The 19668-nt window shown below is 68.5% G+C and carries 17 protein-coding genes; 7 read left to right on the top strand and 10 right to left on the bottom strand.

What is annotated here, in order from left to right:
* Window positions 1–53: 53 nt before the first annotated feature.
* Entirely contained in the window at window positions 54–752 is a 699-nt protein-coding gene (locus B146_RS0119295; protein ID WP_019998122.1) for an alpha/beta fold hydrolase, read from the bottom strand.
* A 319-nt stretch (window positions 753–1071) separates the two neighbouring features.
* Between B146_RS0119295 and B146_RS0119300 the strand changes: the two genes are divergently transcribed.
* Entirely contained in the window at window positions 1072–2124 is a 1053-nt protein-coding gene (locus B146_RS0119300; protein WP_019998123.1) for an aldo/keto reductase, read from the top strand.
* Between the two features lie 84 nt (window positions 2125–2208).
* Here the strand turns inward: B146_RS0119300 and B146_RS0119305 are convergent, their stop codons facing one another.
* The 5 genes from B146_RS0119305 to B146_RS0119325 all read right to left on the bottom strand — a co-directional run bounded on the left by B146_RS0119305 (window position 2209) and on the right by B146_RS0119325 (window position 10503).
* The gene (locus B146_RS0119305) at window positions 2209–3483 is read right to left on the bottom strand and encodes a diguanylate cyclase domain-containing protein (RefSeq protein WP_162141957.1); all 1275 of its coding nucleotides are present in this window, start codon (window positions 3481–3483) and stop codon (window positions 2209–2211) included.
* A gap of 264 nt (window positions 3484–3747) precedes the next feature.
* Entirely contained in the window at window positions 3748–5886 is a 2139-nt protein-coding gene (gene pnp / locus B146_RS0119310; RefSeq protein WP_019998125.1) for a polyribonucleotide nucleotidyltransferase, read from the bottom strand.
* Window positions 5887–6206: 320 nt separating this feature from the next.
* A complete protein-coding gene (gene rpsO / locus B146_RS0119315; RefSeq protein ID WP_019998126.1) occupies window positions 6207–6476 on the bottom strand; it encodes a 30S ribosomal protein S15 in 270 nt (89 codons plus the stop codon).
* A gap of 257 nt (window positions 6477–6733) precedes the next feature.
* Window positions 6734–8314: a methyl-accepting chemotaxis protein gene (locus B146_RS26730; RefSeq protein WP_081631046.1), complete on the bottom strand. Its 1581-nt coding sequence runs from the start codon at window positions 8312–8314 to the stop codon at window positions 6734–6736.
* A gap of 311 nt (window positions 8315–8625) precedes the next feature.
* Entirely contained in the window at window positions 8626–10503 is a 1878-nt protein-coding gene (locus B146_RS0119325; RefSeq protein ID WP_019998128.1) for an amylosucrase, read from the bottom strand.
* Window positions 10504–10839: 336 nt separating this feature from the next.
* On the opposite strand from B146_RS0119325, the gene B146_RS0119330 reads away from it, so the two are divergent.
* The 5 genes from B146_RS0119330 to B146_RS0119350 all read left to right on the top strand — a co-directional run bounded on the left by B146_RS0119330 (window position 10840) and on the right by B146_RS0119350 (window position 15606).
* Window positions 10840–12582: an alkaline phosphatase gene (locus B146_RS0119330; RefSeq protein ID WP_019998129.1), complete on the top strand. Its 1743-nt coding sequence runs from the start codon at window positions 10840–10842 to the stop codon at window positions 12580–12582.
* Window positions 12583–12660: 78 nt separating this feature from the next.
* A complete protein-coding gene (locus B146_RS0119335) occupies window positions 12661–13125 on the top strand; it encodes a hypothetical protein (protein WP_019998130.1) in 465 nt (154 codons plus the stop codon).
* Window positions 13126–13130: 5 nt separating this feature from the next.
* The gene (locus B146_RS0119340) at window positions 13131–13802 is read left to right on the top strand and encodes an ABC transporter ATP-binding protein (RefSeq protein ID WP_019998131.1); all 672 of its coding nucleotides are present in this window, start codon (window positions 13131–13133) and stop codon (window positions 13800–13802) included.
* Window positions 13803–13806: 4 nt separating this feature from the next.
* Window positions 13807–15165 carry an ABC transporter permease gene (locus tag B146_RS0119345; RefSeq protein ID WP_019998132.1) on the top strand — a complete coding sequence of 453 codons (1359 nt, stop codon included), beginning with the start codon at window positions 13807–13809 and terminating at the stop codon, window positions 15163–15165.
* A 39-nt stretch (window positions 15166–15204) separates the two neighbouring features.
* Window positions 15205–15606, top strand: coding sequence for a VOC family protein (locus tag B146_RS0119350; protein ID WP_019998133.1), 402 nt, complete (start codon window positions 15205–15207; stop codon window positions 15604–15606).
* Window positions 15607–15616: 10 nt separating this feature from the next.
* Here B146_RS0119350 and B146_RS0119355 read toward each other — a convergent pair whose 3' ends face one another.
* The 4 genes from B146_RS0119355 to B146_RS0119375 form a co-directional block, all read right to left on the bottom strand.
* Complete coding sequence (locus tag B146_RS0119355; protein WP_019998134.1) at window positions 15617–16015, bottom strand: (R)-mandelonitrile lyase; 399 nt, start codon at window positions 16013–16015, stop codon at window positions 15617–15619.
* A 114-nt stretch (window positions 16016–16129) separates the two neighbouring features.
* On the bottom strand, window positions 16130–16906 hold the full coding sequence (locus B146_RS0119360; protein ID WP_019998135.1) for a pyrroline-5-carboxylate reductase: 777 nt from the start codon (window positions 16904–16906) through the stop codon (window positions 16130–16132).
* Between the two features lie 23 nt (window positions 16907–16929).
* Window positions 16930–17118 (bottom strand): hypothetical protein, encoded by a 189-nt coding sequence (locus B146_RS29925; RefSeq protein ID WP_019998136.1) that lies wholly within the window; start codon window positions 17116–17118, stop codon window positions 16930–16932.
* Window positions 17119–17153: 35 nt separating this feature from the next.
* Window positions 17154–17702 (bottom strand): cupin domain-containing protein, encoded by a 549-nt coding sequence (locus B146_RS0119375; RefSeq protein ID WP_026358764.1) that lies wholly within the window; start codon window positions 17700–17702, stop codon window positions 17154–17156.
* A 153-nt stretch (window positions 17703–17855) separates the two neighbouring features.
* Between B146_RS0119375 and B146_RS0119380 the strand changes: the two genes are divergently transcribed.
* On the top strand, window positions 17856–19193 hold the full coding sequence (locus tag B146_RS0119380; RefSeq protein WP_019998138.1) for an omega-aminotransferase AptA: 1338 nt from the start codon (window positions 17856–17858) through the stop codon (window positions 19191–19193).
* Window positions 19194–19668 lie beyond the last annotated feature (475 nt).

Genomic DNA, 19668 nt, shown 5'->3' on the forward strand with positions numbered 1-19668 from the left:
CATCAAGGAAAAACCGGAACGAACCGGAAACGCGGCGAGGTGTCGCGACGCGGTCAGCGCGCCTCGCCGGAGACCACGAAGCGACGGCGGATTTCGGCCGCCACGCGCATCGGCGCCTCCAGGCTCGGCAGATGGCCGCATTCGTCGAGCGGCACGAAGCGCGCGTCCGGCATGGCGCCGGCCATGGCCTCGCCGACGGAGGGCGGCGAGAAGGCGTCCTCGGCGCCCCACAGCAGCAGCGCGGGACACGGGATGCGCCCGAGATCGGCGCCGCGGTCGGGGCGCGTCGCCAGCGCCTCGTTCTGCGCCAGAAGCCGGCCGGCGGTCGCGCGCGCGGCCATCCGGCGAAACGCATCGGCCGCGTCCTGCCCGCGCCCTTCCGGTTCGAAGACGATCCGGCGCGCCATCTCCTCCAGCATCTCGGCCCCGCCATCGGCCTCGATCGCGGCGCGGCGCCGCTCCAGCGGCGTGCGGTCGGCAACGCCCGCCGGCCCTGCGCCCATGACGACGAGGCCCCGGACGCGGTCCGGCGCCATCAGCGCCACCTCGCGCGCCACATGCCCGCCGAAGGACGTGCCGGCCACGAGGAACGGCCCCTCGCCTGCCGCATCCAAGACGAGCCGGGCGCAGGCCGCCATGTCGGGCTCGGCGGGCGTCACCGTCTCGCAGTCGAAATCCGGCCGCAGAAGCGGGATCAGCGGCTCGTAGAGATCGCCGTCGCAGGCAAAGGCGGGCACGAAGAGAAGACGCATCGAACGCTCCAGAGGCAGGGCCAGGCTTGCCCGCCGATATAGGGCGCTCGCCCCGAGGGCCGAAGCCCTTGCGCTTTTCACGGGACGAGCGGGCTTTGCCGAGCCGGCGCGTTTGCGGTGCGATAGCGGGAGGGTTAAGAGCGCGTGACGGACGCTCCGGGCTCGATCCGACAAGGGCGCGCGCCGTTGCGATCCGAGCGGGAGACCAGCTTCGCTCCGATCGCAACCGGACGCGCGCGGCGGATCGGGCCTGCGACCGTCGTCCGGCGCCGGCGCCTTCCGCCTGCGCGCCGCCCTTGCCACCATGGGAACCTCACGAATGCAGAAACGCCCGCTCGGCCGCACCGGCCTCCAAGTCAGCCGCATCTGCCTGGGCACGATGACCTTCGGCGAGCAGAACACCGAGGCCGAGGCTCATGCGCAACTCGACCGCGCGATCGAGCGCGGCGTCGATTTCCTCGACACGGCCGAGCTTTACCCGATCCCGCCCAAGGCCGAGACGCAAGGGGCGACGGAGCGCTTCATCGGCTCCTGGCTGAAGGCGCGGGGCCTCAGTGACCGGCTGGTGATCGCGACCAAGGTGGTCGGGCGCTCCGATTCCACCTGGTTCCGCCAGGACGGCTCCAAGCCGCGCCTCGACCGCGCCAATATCCGCGAGGCCGTGGAAGGCTCGCTCTCGCGGCTGGGGATCGACGCGATCGACCTCTATCAGGTCCATTGGCCGGACCGGCCGACATCGGGCTTCGGCTCGGTGCCGACGCGCTGGAAGACGCCCGCCGCCGACCCGACCGAAGTGCCGATCGAGGAAACGCTGGACGCGCTCGGCGAGCTCGTGCGCGAGGGCAAGATCCGGCATGTCGGCCTGTCCAACGAATCGGCCTGGGGCACGATGCGCTATCTCGCCCATGCCGAGCGCACGCAGGCACCCCGCGTCGCCAGCATCCAGAACGCCTACAGCCTTCTGAACCGCACCTTCGAGCCGGCGCTCGCGGAAGTGGCCCTGCGCGAAGAGGTCGGCCTTCTCGCCTATTCGCCGCTCGGCCAGGGCTTCCTGACAGGCAAATATGCCGGCGGCGCGCTTCCCGCCGGCTCGCGCAAGGCGCTGTTCGACCGGCTCCAGCGCTACGAGAAGCCGGGCACGGCCGAGGCGGTGGATGCCTATGTGGCGCTGGCCCGCGAGTTCGGCCTCGCCCCGGCCACCTTCGCCAACGCCTTCGTGCTCGCGCAGCCCTTCGTGACGGCGACGATCATCGGCGCGACCTCGCTGGCGCAGCTCGAGGAATGTCTGGCCGCCGAAGAGGTCGTCTGGACCGACGAGATGCAGGCGGCGGTGGACGCCGTGCACCAGCGCGTCGGCAATCCGGCGCCCTGAGGGCTGCAAGGCCGGCCCCGTCCCCTTCGCGCGGGATCGGGGCCGGCCCCCGCGGCGCTATGGCTCGCCCACGCGCCGTCCGCCTCAAGCGGCGGTCGCGCGCGGGCGCAGGCGATGGGCGAAGGAAATGCGCCGCTTGCCCGCTCTCTTGCCTTCGTAGAGTGCCTTGTCCGCGCCGTGCAACAGGTCTTCGGGCGAACCGGCGTCCTGCGGCGCCAGCGTCACGCCGATCGTGGCGCCGATATCGACCTCCACGCCGCTGTCCAGGCGGATGGGCTGGGAGATGGCGTTCATCAGGGTCGTGGCTCGCGCCTCGACGAAGGACGGCAGCGACGCGGGCAGAAGCAGAACGGCGAATTCGTCCCCACCCAGTCTGGCTCCGAGGTCGGACGGTTCGAGATGAGCGCGAATCCGCTGCGCCACGGTGCGCAGGACCTGATCGCCGGCATCGTGCCCATGCGTGTCGTTGACCGCCTTGAACCCGTCGAGATCGAGATAGAAGAGCGCGAACCCCTGCCCGCCCTGCGCCAGGCGACCGCAGGCCTGTTCCAGCCGCTCCGCCAGATGGACGCGGTTCGGCAGTCCGGTCAGCGCGTCGTGGCGCACCCGCCATTCGCCGATGCTCAGAAGCTTCGACGCCGCGTCGATCCGGCCGCGCATGAGATAGCCGCCCACCGAACAGGCGAGCGCCAGAATGATCCAGATCGGCAGCGCCACCTTGACCAGGCCCATGCCGAGCGCGCTGCCCGTCCATTCCATGTGGGACAACGTCGCTCCATCCAAGGTCTCGACGGGAACCGTGGTTCGAACGGCGGGAGTGTCCGGGTTCAACCGCAACGCGGGGAGCGAGTAGGTCTGGGACAGGCTTTCGAGTAGGGCGCCGTCGAGCTGCTGAGCGAAGATCAGCAGCGGAAGCGGCTGATCGGGAGACTGATTGACCATCTCGACCGGTGTCACCGCCGCCAGTGCCGGCTCGCCTTCGAACGCGACATTTCCCGCCACGGCCTCGCCGACGGGCAAGGATCGGGCCTTCGACACCAAGGGGGTCAAACCCTGCCCGAATGCGCGCTCCACCGCGAGCGACACGCGCTCGCCGTTCCGATAGGCGTAAGTCGTGCGCCCGTCCGGCAGCAGGATGAAGACGGCGTCGATGCCGAAGGTGCGCTGGACGGATAGGCCGACGTGATCGTCGGCCCAATCGTAGACCGCGTGCTGCACGATCCGGATGCCGACATCCTCCCATGTTCCGTAATCGATCGCGGTGCGCAGAAGCCCGGTCTGCTGCGACTTGACGGAGTCGGCGGCCAGACGCTTCTGCGCTTCGTCGAACAATCGGGTCTGCTGTTTGGCCACCACCATGATACCGGCCAGCAGAGCGATCAGAAGGCAACCGATCAATATGGCGACCGGTGCCATCACACGGCCGAGAGACTGTCGGTAATAGCTTTGTCGGCTTAGCATCGTGCGATCGAAAGGGCCCGTGATTTTCCCTTTTCTGCCACGACGAGGTGAACGAACCGCTTCCGTTAGGGGAGATTCACGCCCCCGGCGGAAGCCGCGACGAAAAAAGGGGCGGATGTCGCCATCCGCCCCTTTCCAATCCGTCGAACGCGCTGCCGGACTTTACTCCGCGGCGTCGTCCTTGGCGGCCTTCTTGATCTCTTCGCCGGTGGCCTGGTCCACGACCTTCATCGAAAGGCGGACCTTGCCGCGCTCGTCGAAGCCCATGAGCTTGACCCAGACCTTCTGGCCTTCCTTGACCACGTCCTGCGTCTTCTGGACGCGGTCCTCGGCCAGCTGCGAGATGTGGACGAGGCCGTCGCGCGAACCGAAGAAGTTCACGAAGGCGCCGAACTCGACGCACTTGACGACCGTGCCCTCGTAGATCTCGCCGACTTCCGGCTCGGCCACGATCGAGTGGATCCACTTGCGGGCCGCCTCGATCTCCTTGCCGGAGGAGGAGGCGATCTTCACCGTGCCGTCGTCCTCGATGTTGATCTTGGCGCCGGTCTTCTCGACGATCTCGCGGATGACCTTGCCGCCCGAGCCGATCACGTCGCGGATCTTGTCGGTCGGGATGTTCATCACTTCGATGCGCGGGGCGAACTCGCCGAGCTCGGCGCGCGCCGTGCCGAGGGCCTTGTTCATCTCGCCGAGAATGTGGATGCGGCCGCCCTTGGCCTGATCGAGGGCGATGCGCATGATCTCCTCGGTGATGCCCTGGATCTTGATGTCCATCTGCAGCGAGGTGATGCCGTTCTCGGTACCCGCCACCTTGAAGTCCATGTCGCCGAGGTGATCCTCGTCGCCCAGGATGTCGGAGAGAACCGCGAAGCGCTCGCCTTCGAGGATGAGACCCATGGCGATGCCGGCGACCGGCTGGGCGAGCGGAACGCCCGCATCCATCAGCGCCAGCGAGGTGCCGCAGACGGTGGCCATGGAGGACGAACCGTTCGACTCGGTGACTTCCGAGACGGCGCGGATCGTGTAGGGGAAGGCTTCCTTGGCCGGCAGCATCGGGCGGATGGCGCGCCAGGCGAGCTTGCCGTGGCCGATCTCGCGACGGCCGGGCGAACCCATGCGGCCGGTCTCACCCACCGAGTACGGGGGGAAGTTGTAGTGAAGGAGGAAGGTCTCCTTGTAGGTGCCGGTCAGGCTGTCGACGAACTGCTCGTCCTCGCCGGTGCCGAGCGTCGCCACCACGAGGGCCTGCGTCTCGCCGCGCGTGAACAGCGCCGAGCCGTGGGTGCGCGGCAGGATGCCGGCTTCCGCGACGATCGGGCGAACGGTCTCGAGATCGCGGCCGTCGATGCGGCTCTTGGTGTCGAGAATGTTCCAGCGGACGATCTTGGCCTGGAGTTCCTTGAAGACCGCGCCGACATCTTCCTTCGAATGGCGAAGCTCGGTCGCGCCCTCGGGGAAGAAATGCGCCGTGACCTTGGCCTTCACCGCGTCGACGGCGGCGTAGCGGGCCTGCTTGTCGGTGTTCTTGTAGGCGTCGCGCAGCTCGCCCTCGGCGATGCCGAGCATCTCGCTCTCGAGCGCGGAGAAGTCCGGCGCGTTGTGCTGGCGCGGCTCCTTGGCGGCGTGCTCGGCCAGACGGATGATCGCGTCGATCACCGGCTGGAAGCCGCGATGACCGAACATGACGGCGCCGAGCATGGTCTGCTCGTCGAGCTCGCGCGCTTCGGACTCGACCATCAGGACGGCGTCCTGCGTGCCGGCCACGACGAGGTCGAGCTTGGACTCGGCCATCTCGTCGACATGCGGGTTCAGCTTGTACTCGCCGTTGATGTAGCCGACGCGCGCGCCGCCGATCGGTCCCATGAAGGGCACGCCCGAAAGCGTCAGCGCGGCCGAGGCGGCGACCATCGAGAGAACGTCGGGATTGTTTTCCAGATCGTGCTGGAGAACCGTGACGACGACCTGCGTGTCGTTCTTGTAGCCTTCCGCGAAGAGCGGACGGATCGGACGGTCGATGAGGCGCGAGACCAGCGTCTCGTTCTCGCTCGGACGGCCCTCGCGCTTGAAGTAGCCGCCCGGAATGCGGCCGGCCGCGAAGGCCTTTTCCTGGTAGTTGACGGTGAGCGGGAAGAAGTCCTGGCCGGCCTTCGGGGCCTTGGCGGACACGACGGTCGCGAGAACCGTGGTCTCACCGTAGGTCGCGAGCACGGCGCCGTCGGCCTGGCGGGCGATCTTGCCGGTTTCGAGAACCAGCGTGCGGCCGGCCCATTCGATCTCGACCTTATGGGTATTGAACATGAGGGTTGCCTCTTGTGCGGGCCGCAACAGGCGGCCGTGGCAAAATCAAACGCGCACGGGCAAGACGACAGGTGGCTTCGGTCGGGGCGCGGACGGCCCCGGGCACGGTGCGGCTCCAGGGCGACACGCCCGGGACCCCATGCCGGGAAGCAACCGGCAATCCTGCCCCATGAGCGTTCACTCGAAGGAAGGGGCGATGGCCTCTTCCTTGGCGGTCGCAGCGATCGGCGCGGCGCCGCCGGGGCATGTGGCCAGCGATAAGCCGGCCGGAAACGGGATGCGGCGACGGAACGCTTGGAGCCCCGGCGCCGCAGTCTTGGTTAGCGGCGCAGGCCGAGGCGCGTGATGAGCGTGGAATAACGCTCTTCTTCGCGCTCCTTGAGATAGTCGAGGAGACGGCGACGCTGCGAAACGAGCTTCAGGAGACCACGACGGGAGTGGTTGTCCTTCTTGTGACCCTTGAAGTGCTCGGTGAGGTTGGCGATGCGCTCCGACAGGATCGCGACCTGGACCTCGGGCGAACCGGTATCGCCGGCCTTGGTCGCGTATTCCTTGAGAAGCTCGGCCTTGCGCTCGGGCGTGATCGACATCGTAGATCCCCTTTTTTGTTGGAGGTTTTAAGTCGCCCGCAGCCGGGATGTCGTCCAGCAAGGGCCGTGAAAGGCGCAAAAGGGCCGGTTCGGCCCTTCGCACGCGCCCCGATATAAGCGGCTTGCGCCGGAAAAGCCAGCCCGCCTGTCCAAAGCGCGCCAAAGCCCCGACAAAACGCCCCGCGTGGACCGGGCCAGGCGGGGCGAAAGGCGGGGCGAAAGGCACATAGAAGCCGAGGGCGGGTGGCGCCCGGGGGTCAGGCCGCGAGCGGCAGGGCGGAGGGCTCGCGCACGGCTTCGTCCTCCTCGATCGGCGCGGCCGAGGCGCCCTTCGAATGCGCCAGGCCGGCTTCCAGCTTGAAATAGCCGATGCGCTCCTGAAGGTCGCCCGAGCCGGCGTTCAGCTCGCGCGCCGAGCCCGACAATTGCTCCGCGCCCGCCGCGTTGTCCTGCGTCACCTGGCTCAGCTGCTGGATCGCCTGGTTCATCTGATCGATGCCGATCGTCTGCTCGCGGCAGGAAGCGGAGATTTCCGAGACGAGTTCGGAAGTGCGCTGGATGTTGGGCACGAGGGCGGTCAGCATCCGGCCCGCCTCCTGCGAGGCCACGAGCGTGTCCTGCGAGAGCTTGGCGATCTCGACGGCCGCGCCTTGGCTGCGCTCGGCGAGCTTGCGCACTTCCGAGGCCACCACCGCGAAACCCTTGCCGTGGCTTCCGGCGCGCGCCGCCTCGATCGCGGCGTTCAAGGCCAGAAGATCGGTCTGGCGGGCGATTTCCTGCACGAGGGCGATCTTGTCGGCGATGGCGCGCATGGCTTCCATGGAGGACAGGACAACCGTCTCGCTCGACCGGGCGTGGGAGAAGGCCTCGCGCGCCACCTTCTCGGTCTGCGTGGCGTTGTCGGAATTCTGGCGGATATTGGCCGACATCTCCTCCATGGCGGAGCTGGCCTGTTCGGTGGCGGCGGCCTGCTCGGCCGAGCCGGACGCGAGCTGCTGCGACAGCGAGGACGTGGCGCCGGCGGTTCCCGCCAGGGAGGCGGCGCGCGCGCCGACGGCCGCGACGATCTCGTTGAGCTTCAGGCGCATCTGGCATAGCGTCGTGAGAAGCTCGCCGATCTCGTCTCGCCGTCCATGAACGATGCGATGGGAAATGTCGCCCGAGCCGACCCGCAGCATGTTCTCGCGCAGCATCGAAAAGCCCTTGGAAAAGCTGCGCAGGATCCAGAAGCCGGCCGCGCCGGCGAGAAGCAGCGATGCCGCGATCAGGGCGATCGTCCAGCTGCGGGCCGTCTCGTAGCTTGCGCCCGTCCGCTCCACGAAGCGCTCGACATCGGCGCGCGCGGCGGCGCTGGCGGACGCCAGCCCATCGCTCAGGCGCTGCGCCGCCGGCCCTTCGTCCCGGGTGACGTCGGCGAGAATGTCGGCATTGGCGCGCCCCGCATCGATCTCGGCGAGAACGGCGTCCATCTTCTGCCGGAGCGCGGCGAGCGCGGCCGGACCGGTGTCGCCGGCAGAGGGGGCGGGCGCCGCGAGCGCGCCCTGGTAGCTCTTCATCGCGGCATCGGCCGTCTGCCAGGACGCGGCGTACTCGGCCTTGAGCGGCCCGCGCTCGGCCGGCTCGGTCAGCATGAGGCGGAACAGGAGGCGGCGGGCGTCGGCCAGCGCGAGCTGGACCCGGCCGAGCGCCTCGACCTGCACCAGCGGGCGGTTCGCCAGTTCGCTGAGGGCCGAGAAGGTCTGGCTCGACTGCCGAAGCCCCAAGAAACTTCCCGCGCCGCCCAAAGCGACCAAGACGACGAAAGCGAATGCCAGTCGAAACTTAACCGAATACAACATTTCACTCTCCAGGCGTGACGCAGGGACCCTGGCAGAGAAACCTTAAACGGCTACGAATCCTTTGAGCAGAATGCGTGAGCGGCGAAAGATCCCGATCACGACTTGATGGTGAAAGAGCACTCGGTGCGCGAGAAGACGAGGGCAAGTCCGCGAAGAGTTGCGTCGCCTTCCGCCTGCTTCACGTCTGTTGCGACCCGCCTTCACTTTGCTTCCGCGACCGCCGCAACAACATGCCCTTCGCGTGCGTCGCGATCGTTGAGGGCGCCTTCCACGCCGTCCGAAGCCATGCCCCGCCGAGTGGACGTGAACGCTCAGTCCGTCACCAGCCAGACGAAGCCGAGCGGGGGCAGCGTCAGCCCTTCGCGCAGGTTCGCCCTCCCTCCCCCGACGAGGTCCAGCGCGTCCGCCCTCATCGCCTCGAAGCGCTCGGGCGCAAGGGTCTGCGTCTCGTCGGACATGTTGGCGAAGACGAGAACGCCGCCGGCATCCGGCCTGACGAAGCCGAGCACATGGGGATTGTCGGTCCAGAACCCGTGCAGCGCGGTTCCTCCGAAGGCCGGCGTGCGCTTGCGCAAGGATATCAGATGGCGCAGCCGCTCGAAGAGCCGGCCGGGCACCGTGGTCGGGTCGTGGCGCTGCGCATAAAGCGCGTCCGGGCGGAAGGGCCGATGAATCCAGCGGCTGTCCACCGCCTCGGCCGGGCGCTCGCGAAAGCTTTCGTCGTTGAGCTGGCCGACCTCGTCGCCGAGATAAAGAAGCGGAATGCCGGCGGCGGCGAGCGCGATCGAATGAAGCAGGAGAATGCGCCGGATGCCGTTTTCCTCGTCGCGCTTGAGGCCCGCGAGCGAGGCGGTGGTGCCGGTGATCCGGCAGTCGCCGGTGCGCGGATTCTCCTGGAAGGGCTCGCCTTCGGCAAAGGAGCCGGGAAAGCGCCCGACATAGAACCGGTTCAGGAAGCGCCGGTGATCGCCGCCATGGATGCCGAGCTCGGCGGCTTCCTCGTCGGCGAAGGTCCAGCCGATATCGTCATGGCTGCGCACATAGTTGACCCAGGCGCAGCCGGGCGGCAGCGCCTGACGCCGGTCGAAGGCGAGTTGCAGGAGCCGTGCGTCGCGCGTCGCCAGCGCTTCCCAGCCGAGCGCCATGACGAGCGGATTGTAGGAGATCGGGCATTCCGCCTCGTCGATATAGGTGACGACCTCGTCCGGATGGACGATCGCCTCGGACTTGAACACCATGGCGGGCGCGCCCATGCGGCACAGGGCGTTGAAGGCGCGCAGCAAGTGATGCGCCTCGGGCAGGCTCTCGCAGGGCGTGCCGAGCCGCTTCCAGATGAAGGCCACCGCGTCCATGCGCAGGATTTCGACGCCGCGATTGGCGAGAAACAGCATCTCGCCGGCCATGGCCCGGAAGACGGCGGGGTTGGCGTAGTTCAGGTCCCATTGGAAATGGTAGAAGGTCGCCCAGATCCAGCGCCCGTCCGGCAGTTGCACGAAGGAGCCGGGATGGTCGTCGGGAAAGATTTCCCGCGTCGTCCGCTCGTACTGGTCGGGCAGCGTCCGGTCCGGGAAGATCAGGTAATAGTCTTCGAACGCCTTTTCGCCCGCGAGAGCGCGCTGCGCCCATTCGTGCTCGTTCGAGGTGTGGTTGAAGACGAAATCGACGGTAAGCGAGATGCCGCGCTCGCGCAGCACGCCCGACAGATGCTCCAGATCCGCCATCGTGCCGAGCCGGGGATCGACCTCGCGATAGGAGGAGACGGCATAGCCGCCGTCGGAATTCTCCTCCGGGGCCCGGAACAGCGGCATGAGGTGGAGATAGGTGAGGCCGAGTTCCTCGAAATAGGGAATCTGCCGCTCGATGCCCTGGAGCGTCCCGGCATAGCGATCGACATAGCAGACGCCGCCGAGCATCCGCTCGCTCGACAACCAGTCGGGATCGGCCTCGCGCGCGGCATCCAGCGCCTTCAGATCGGCCGAGCGCTCGGCATGCGAGCGCGCCGCGAGCGCCACGGCCTCGCCGAGTTCGGCCAGAAACCCCGGATGACCGGCATAGACGCGCGAGAATTCGGCAAAGAGCGCCGGGAAATGCGCCTCGAACCGCCGCCGGAACGTCTCGCTCCATTCGGCCGCGCCGGGATGGGCCAGCACATGGCGTCTGGCTTCGGCGAAACTCGGCATGTCCGGCATGGGTGGTTTCTCCCGCGGGTTGAAGCGCAAGGCGCGCGATACCATGGCACTTCCGGGCCGGGAAGCGCTGCCGCAGGGGGAGACAGCGGCGCCATTGCCGCAGGCTCGCCGCGATCCAAGTAAGAGTTGCGTAACGCCCGAAGGGCCGCTCGGTCTTTGCCAGCCACGCGCCGACGTTGCGTCCGCCGCGCCAGTTCAGCGCAAATAGAACCTCCGCCGGATTTTTATGTTATAACATTACAGCACGAGAAAGTGTGCGTTTTCACTTGTATGTCACGCGAATGTTATGGAGAGCACTTAAGGCGCCAAGGTGATCCCACTCCTCGGAGACACAAGATGCGCCGACTTCTCAGCTTGCTCGTCGTCACCAGCGCCTTGACCGCGTCCGCCCATGCGGCGACCGTCATGCCGCTCGACCGCGCCACCATCCTCGCCGGCTCGCCCTTCGACATGAAGGTCGAGTTCAAGGGCGTGGTGAAGCCGGACGACGTGACCGTGACGATCAACGGCAAGCCGGCCGCCGAAGTGCTCGGCCAGCCCGTCGAGTTCATCGAGAAGGAAGACGGCGTCGAGGCCTCCGCCGTGCGCATCCAGGGCGGCCACATCCTGACGCCCGGCAGCTACAAGGTCGAGGCCAAGGCCGGCGACGAGACCAAGAGCGTGACCTGGGAGGTGTTCGGCACGCCTTCCATCGCCAAGGCCAAGAACATCATCTTCCTGCTCGGCGACGGCATGTCGATCGCCAACCGCACCGGCGCGCGCATCATGTCCAAGGGCGTGACCGAGGGCAAGGCGAACGGGCGTCTCGCCATGGACGATCTCGACCACATGGCCTTTGTCGGCACGTCCTCGACCGACTCGATCGCCACCGATAGCGCCAACACGATGTCGGCCTACATGACCGGCCACAAGACGGCGATCAACGCGCTCGGCGTCTATGCCGACCGCACCAAGAACTCCTTCGACGACCCGAAGGTGGAGACCATCGCCGAGGCGCTCCGCCGCACCACGAAAAAGTCGGTCGGCATCGTCGTCACCTCCGAGATCGAGGACGCGACGCCCGCCGCCGTGGTGGCACACACCCGCAAGCGGGCCGACAAGCCCGAGATCGTCGACATGTTCTTCAAGGTGAAGCCGGACGTGGTGCTCGGCGGCGGCTCGGCCTATTTCCTGCCGCAGTCCACCCCCGGCTCCAAGCGCAAGGACGACAAGGACTATATCCAGATGTTCCGGGACGCGGGCTACGCGCTGGCGACCGACAAGACCGAGCTGGAAGCCGCCAAGACCTCCAATCAGGACAAGCTTCTCGGCCTGTTCCACACCGGCAACATGGACTTCATGCTGGATCGCGGCTTCCTGAAGAAGGGCACCGTGTCGAAATTCCCGAACCAGCCGGGTCTGGTGGAGATGACGCAGGTCGCGCTCGACAGGCTGTCGAAGAACCCCGAGGGCTTCTTCCTGATGGTCGAGGGCTCCTGCATCGACAAGGCCTCGCACCCGATGGATTTCGAGCGCTCGATGATCGACACGATCGAGTTCGACAAGGCCGTCGGCGCCGCGCTGGAGTTCCAGAAGACCCATCCCGACACGCTGATCGTGACCACCGCCGACCACACGCACGGCATCTCGATCATCGGCACGATCGACGACGACAAGCCGGGCACGGACATGCGCGAGAAGGTCGGCGTCTATGCCTCGGCCGGCTTCCCGAACTACGAGGACAAGGACGGCGACGGCTACCCGGACAAGGTCGACGTGTCGCGTCGCCTCGCGATCTTCGCCGCCGACTTCCCCGACTATTACGAAACCTTCCGCCCCAAGATGGACGGCCCGTTCGAGCCCGCCGTTCAGAACGAGAAGAAGGAATACGTCGCCAACGAGGCCTACAAGACCGTGCCGGGCGCCGTCTTCCGCGAAGGCAACCTGCCGCGTTCGGCCGACACGGCCGTCCATGCCGTGGATGATGTCGTGCTCCAGGCGCACGGCCCCGGCGCCGAGGAGTTCAAGGGCTACATGGAGGAGAGCGACATCTACCGCGTTCTCGCCGACGCCTTCGCGCTCGCCCCGCAGAAGAACTGACCCCTCACTCCCAACCGACATTCGGGTCCCGGCGCTCCTTTGCGCCGGGGCTTGTCGTCCTTTCGAGGAAGGTCGCCCATGGCACGCGTCGAACCGAACCGCCGGCATGTGATCGTCTCGGGTCTCGCCGCCCTCGCCGCCCTCGCGCTCGCCCCGCGCCAAGCCTTGGCCGCGATCGAGCGGATCGGTTTCGACGATCTCTACGGCAAGATCAGCGTGCTCGGCCTGTCCTTTTCCGACAAGGCCAAGGCGCTTACCGGCCAAAGCGTCGAGATGCGGGGCTTCATGGCCCCGCCCCTGAAGGCCGAGGCGAAGTTCTTCGTGCTCACCGAAATTCCGATGTCGCTCTGCCCCTTCTGCTCCTCGGACGCCGACTGGCCGGCCAATATCGTCGTGGTCTACTTGAGGGAAGCGCAGACCTTCGAGCAGGCCAACAAGGTGATCGAGGTGTCTGGGCGCTTCGAGATCGGCTCCTGGACCGATCCCGAAACCGGCTTCGTCAGCCTCGTGCGCATCGTCGACGCCAGCTTTCGGACGGTGTGAGCGAGATGCCGGCCCTGTCCATCCGCGATCTCGACATCCGCTTTCCCGGCCTCGACGCCCCTGCCCTCGCCATTCCCGCGCTCGACCTCGAGGCCGGCGCGCGCGTCGCGCTGACGGGAGCGTCGGGTTCCGGCAAGACGACCTTCATCAACGCCGTGAGTGGCCTGGAGCGGGTGCGCCAGGGCGCGGTGCGCTGGGGCGAGACGGACCTCGCGACACTGGGCGAGGCCCGGCGCGACCGCTGGCGCGCGGCGTCGATCGGCCTCGTCATGCAGGATTTCCACCTCTTCCCGGGCCTCACCGTTCTCGACAACGTGCTCCTGCCGCACCGCCTGTCGTGCGCCCTGCCGCTGGCCGAGGCGCGCGCCGAGGGCGAGCGGCTGCTGACCCGCTTCGGCATCACCCGCCATGCGCAGCGCGTCGAGACCCTGTCGCGCGGGCAGATGCAGCGGGTCGCCATCGCCCGCGCGCTGGCCGGGCGGCCCGGCATCCTGATCGCCGACGAGCCGACCGCGAGCCTCGACGCCGAGGCCGGCGCGGCCGTCGGCGACCTTCTTCTGGAACTCGCCGCAGACACCGGCCTCACCCTGATCGTCGCCACGCACGACCCGCATCTCACCGGCCGCATGAACCGCGTCTTGCGGCTCGGCAATGGCCGCCTCGCGCCGGAGCGCTGATCCCATGCTCGGTTTCATCTGGGCGGACCTCCGCCGGCATTGGGCGGGCGTTCTCGCCGTCATCCTCCTGATCGCGCTCGCGACCGCGCTCGGCGTCGCGGTGACGCTCGGCGAACGGGCGATCCGGCTCGGCAGCGCCCGAGCGGCCGCCGCCTTCGACCTCGTGGTCGGCGCGCCCGGCAGCGAAACGCAGCTCGTTCTCTCCTCCATCTTCCTCCAGGCCGCGCCCCTCCCGCTTCTGCCCGGCCGCACGCTGGCGGCCCTGCGCGCCGATCCGCGCGTCGCCTATGCCGCCCCGGTCGGCTTCGGCGATTTCGTCGGCGACGATCCGGTGGTCGGCACGACCGGGGACGTCGTGGCCGGGCTCGGAGGACTTGCCGAGGGGCGCGGCTTCGAGCGGCTGCGGGACGCGGTAGTCGGCTCGGCCGTCGCGCGCCCGATCGGCGCGCATTTCAAGCCGCTGCACGGCCGCCTGTCGGACGGCGGGCATGTCCATGCGGGCATCGCCTACGAGGTGGTCGGGCGCATGAAGCCGACAGGAACCGCCTGGGACAAGGCCATTCTCGTGCCGATCGAGGCCGTCTGGCGCGCCCATGGCCACGCGCCGCACGAAGACGGCGAGCACGAGGGCGAGGCCGAACCGCATGCCGACGAGGCGGGTCATGCCGATGAGGCGCCCCCTGCCGACGAGGCGAAACCGGCGCCCGCGTCGGCCGGCGGCGGCTTCGCCGCCATGGCCGCCTATGTCGAGCCCGGCGAGCGCGCCATGCCGCGCGCGGTGGATCTCGACCGGCCGGTGGACCCGCAGGCGCTCGACCGCGCCGACGCGCCGGGCGTGCCGGCGATCGTGGTGAAGCCGCGCAGCATCGCCGACGCCTACAAGCTGCGCCAGGACTACCGGCGCGAAGGGAGCCTCGCGGTGTTTCCGGCCGAGGTCCTGACGCGGCTCTACGGCACGCTCGGCGATGCGCGCACGGTTCTCTCCGCCATCAGCGCAGGGGCGCAGGCGCTGGTCGGCGCGGCGATCCTCTTCGTGGTGATCGTCCATGTCCTCCAGCGGCGGCGCCAGATCGGCGCGCTTCGCGCCTTCGGCGCCCCGCGCTCGGCCGTCTTCGCCATCGTCTGGGCCGAGATTTTCGCGATGGTCGGCGCCGGCGTCCTCGGCGGGTTCGCGATCGGCTACGCCGCCGCGCGGCTTCTCGCCCGCATCGCCGGGGGCGCGGGCGGCATCACGCTTCCCGTGGAGCTCAAGCCTTCGGACGCCGCGACGCTCGGCTGGCTGCTTCTGATCGTCGGCCTGGTGACGCTGATCCCGGCGGCGCTGGCCTATCGCCAGTCGCCCGCCGAGGCGCTACGAAGCTGAGAGTCCGGCCGGTCCGGCCCGGCCGGAGGGAGACGGATCATGGCGACCCTCGCGCTGACAGCGCTGCTCGTGCGCGATTACGACGAGGCGCGCCGCTTCTTCGAGGGCGCGCTCGGCTTCGAATGCGTGGAAGACCGCGAGCTTTCGCCGGACAAGCGCTGGGTCGTGGTCCGCCCCAAGGGTTCGCCGGCGGGCGGGCTGCTTCTCGCGCGGGCGGCGGATGCGCGCCAGCGCGCGCAGGTCGGAGACCAGGCCGGCGGCCGGGTCTTCCTGTTTCCCCACACCGACGATTTCCCGCGCGATCACGCCGCCTTTCAAGCCAAGGGCGTCGTCTTCGAGGAAGCGCCGCGCCGCGAGCCCTATGGGTTCGTGGCCGTGTTCCGCGATCTCTACGGCAATCGCTGGGACCTGATCGGCCCCGACCCCGCCGCCGATCCCTGACCGTGGGGCCTCACTCGCCCCGGTAATCCGCGTCGGAGACCGGCTCCATCCAGTCCACGACCTTGCCGTCCTCGTGTTCCTGAATGGCGATATGGGTCATGGCGGCGTTCGGCGCGGCGCCGTGCCAGTGCCGCTCGCCCGGCTCGAACCAGACGACGTCGCCCGGCCGGATTTCCTCGATCGGCCCGCCCTCGCGCTGCGCGCGGCCGAGCCCGGCCGTGACGATCAGGGTCTGGCCGCGCGGATGCGTGTGCCAGGCGGTGCGCGCGCCCGGCTCGAAGGTCACGCTCGCCGCCGCCCCGCGCCGCGCCTCGTTGGCGGCAAACAGGGGGTCGACGCGCACCTGTCCGGTGAACCAGTCCGACGGCCCCTTGGTGGAGGGCGTCGCGCCGTTGCGGATAATGTCCATTTTCCTGCCTATCGAGAGCCGGTCCCAGCTCTCATTATAGGGGACGGCGCGCCGAATTTCGAAAGGCGCTTGCGAAAGGCGGGTCGGCTCGCGGGGAGCCCGCCGCCTCGTGCGCTACCCGCCTTCGCGGATTCTGCGATGGAGCCCGTCGAGGCCGGCGCGCATCGCCTCGAACGCGCCGCTGTCGCCAAGTTGGCGCTCCAGCTGCTCGTTCAGCCCGCCCGGCGTCGTGTGCTCCCTGGCGAGGCCCGCGAAATCGGTTGCTGGCGAGGCCTCGGCCGTTCGCGCGAGCCCCGAGAGAATCCGGCCGACATAATCTCTCGCCGCGTCCTGCGGCAGGCCTTGCTCCGTAAGCCAGCCGGCGACCGCCGCCGCCATCGAGAAATGCGCGGCCATGATGCCGGAGGCCGCGGCCAGCGCGTCGAAGGCGGCCGGGTCCGACACCTCCGTCACCGTTCCGACGCGCCCGAACAGCGCCGCGACGGTCGGGTCCGGCGGCATGAGGGCGGTCGGCGAGCGGCCCTCGGCGGCGGCGGGCAGCGGGATCGCGCGCAGAACGCGCGCGGCCGGCGCGACCAGAGGCGCCAGCTCGTCCAGCGACAGCATGGCGACGAGGCTGACGACGACATGCGTGTCCTTGAACCGCAGCGCCGCCAGCACCTCGCGGACGATCTGCGGCCGCACCGCGACGAAGACCATGTCGCAACCGTCGAGCACCGCCTGATTGTCGGCCGCGATCCGAACCGCGCCCGGATGGCGGTTCGCAAGGCGCCCCGCGACATCCGCGCCCCTTGGGGAGAGGAGAATGTCCGTCTCCCGCGCGCCCTCGCGCAGGAGGCCCGTCACGATGGCCTCGGTGATCGCCCCTGCGCCGACAAATCCCAGTCTCAAGCCCTTGGTCCTTCCGCTCGCGCTCAGGCCACCGCCCGCGCGCTCGTGATCTCCACCAGCGCCCCGCATATAAAGGGCGCTTCGTCGGAGGCGAGCGCCGCGACCTCTTCCGCCCGGCCGATGGGCCCGAGCGGGATGAAGCGGGTCGGCGGCTTGGTCTCGAAATAGATCCGAGGCAGCGCCCGAGGCCGGGCTGCTGACGGCTGACGCACGGCGCCTCGGTGAAGGTCGGCGGTCGCCCGAGACCTCAGAAGCTCGGCGGCGTGCAGGCACTGACGACCTCGCACGGGTTCGGGCCGACGCAGCGGAACCGGTGCGGCCGGCGGCTCTCGAAATAATAGGCGTCGCCGGGTCCGAGGATTCGGCGCTCGTCGTCAACAGTCACCTCCAGCCGGCCGGACAGGATCACGCCTCCCTCCTCGCCCTCGTGGGACAGCGGCACCTTCCCCGTGTCGGCGCCCGGCTGGTAGCATTCCTTCAGGATCTGGAGCGCGCGCCCGAACATGGTCTCCCCGACCTGGCGATAGGAGATCGTCCCCTTGCCGATCTCGACCAGCTCCTCCGCTTGATAGAACACCTGCCTCGGCCGCTCCGGCTCGAAGGCGAAGAACTCCGCGAGCCCGATCGGAATGCCGTCGAGAATGCGCTTCAGCGCGCCGACGGAGGGGTTCGTCGCGTTGGCCTCGATCAGCGAAATCGTCGAGTTCGTGACGCCGGCCCGTTTGGCGAGCTGGCGCTGCGACAGGCCCCGCGCGATCCGCAGGTGCCGAAGCCGCCCGCCGACATCCACCGCCACCGCTTCGCTCATTTGACGTGTTTCTCCCGTTCGATATCCGCAACACCTCGCAACCGAGACCTAGACGGGTCAAGGGGTTGCGGGCCGGCAGAAAAGGACTTGTTCGCGGCGGGGATCGAGCGCTTCCTGTCGCCAACGCCCAGGAGATTCCCGATGAACGTCCACGCCACGCCGAACTCGCCCGCGCTCGACAGCTACTGGATGCCGTTTACCGCCAACCGCCAGTTCAAGAAGGCGCCGCGCCTTCTCGTGGCGGCCGAGGGCATGCATTACACGAGCGACGACGGCCGCAAGGTCCTCGACGGAACCGCCGGCCTCTGGTGCGTGAACGCAGGCCATGGTCGCCGCCAGATCGCCGAGGCCGTCGAGCGCCAGCTCACCACGCTCGACTACGCCCCTTCCTTCCAGATGGGCCACACGATCGCCTTCGACTTCGCCGAGCGCCTGGCCAAGATCGCGCCCGGCCCGGAGGGCGGCAAGCTCGACCGCGTCTTCTTCACCGGCTCGGGCTCGGAGTCCGTCGACACGGCGCTGAAGATCGCCATCGCCTATCAGCGGGCCATCGGCCAGGGCACGCGGCAGCGCCTGATCGGCCGCGAGCGCGGCTATCATGGCGTGGGCTTCGGCGGCATCTCGGTCGGCGGCCTCGTCAACAACCGCCGCGTCTTCCCGCAGCTCCCCGGCACCGACCACCTGCGTCACACGTTCGACCCCGTGCGCAACGGCTACGTGAAGGGCCAGCCCGAGCACGGCGCCGAGCTCGCCGACGATCTAGAGCGCCTCGTCGCCCTTCACGGCGCGGAGACGATCGCGGCCTGCATCGTCGAGCCCGTCGCCGGCTCGACCGGCGTCCTGCCCCCGCCCAGGGGCTATCTCGAGCGCCTGCGCGCGATCTGCGACAAGCACGGCATTCTTCTCATCTTCGATGAGGTGATCACCGGCTTCGGTCGCCTCGGCGCGCCCTTCGCGACCGACTTCTTCGGCGTCGTTCCCGACCTCGTCACCACCGCCAAGGGCCTCACCAACGGGGCGTTGCCGATGGGCGCGGTGTTCGCCAGCCGCAAGGTGCACGACGCGCTGATGCAGGGGCCGGAAGGCGCCATCGAACTCTTCCACGGCTACACCTATTCCGGCCACCCGGCGGCCTGCGCGGCCGGCATCGCGACGCTCGACATCTACGCGAGCGAAGGCCTGTTCGCCCGCCCGGCGGAGATCCAGGCGGAGTGGGACGCGGCGATCCATTCGCTGAAGGGTCTGCCGCACGTCACCGACATCCGCACGATCGGCCTCATCGCCGGCATCGAGCTGGCCTCGCGGGACGGCGCCCCCGGCGCACGCGCCTACGATGTGTTCGTCGACTGCTTCGAGAAGGGCCTTCTCATCCGCGTCACCGGCGACATCATCGCCCTTTCCCCGCCGCTCATCATCGAGCGGGAGCAGATCGGCGAGATCGTCGAGCTGCTCGGCAAGTCCATCGCCGCCGCGGCCTGAGGTCCGCTCCTCGGGCCGACCCACGCGAAGCTCGGAGCCGGACGATCGAACGCCCGGCCAGCCCACGCCGCGCCGCCCGCTCGACGAGTCGGCGGCGCTAGGCCATCGCATCGGATGGCTCCGAGAGAGGATGGAGCCGAACCCTTGGGACTTGTTCGCGCTTCAAGCCAGCCCAAGGGCAAACGCCACCAGAAATCTGGTGTTGGGCGGTTGGGAAGGTTCGGAGCCCCCGGCGGTGGGATCGGCCTGCCCGCATGGACCGGGCTCGGGACGAATGGAAAGGCCGGCAGCTGTGGAAGCGCCCGTCTCGACCTGGTTCCCGATTGCCATCCCGCGACGCCCATGAAACACGCCGTCGATTCAGAATTCACGGATATTTTCCCATGTTACAAATAACGACCATTCAATCTTCAGCAACGCCGTACCCGTTCATATTAACGTTGCATTCATGGACAACCCTTAGATCCCCCTATAA

This window comes from Aureimonas ureilytica DSM 18598 = NBRC 106430, from assembly GCF_000382705.1.
GTDB classification, from domain to species: Bacteria; Pseudomonadota; Alphaproteobacteria; order Rhizobiales; family Rhizobiaceae; genus Aureimonas; species Aureimonas ureilytica.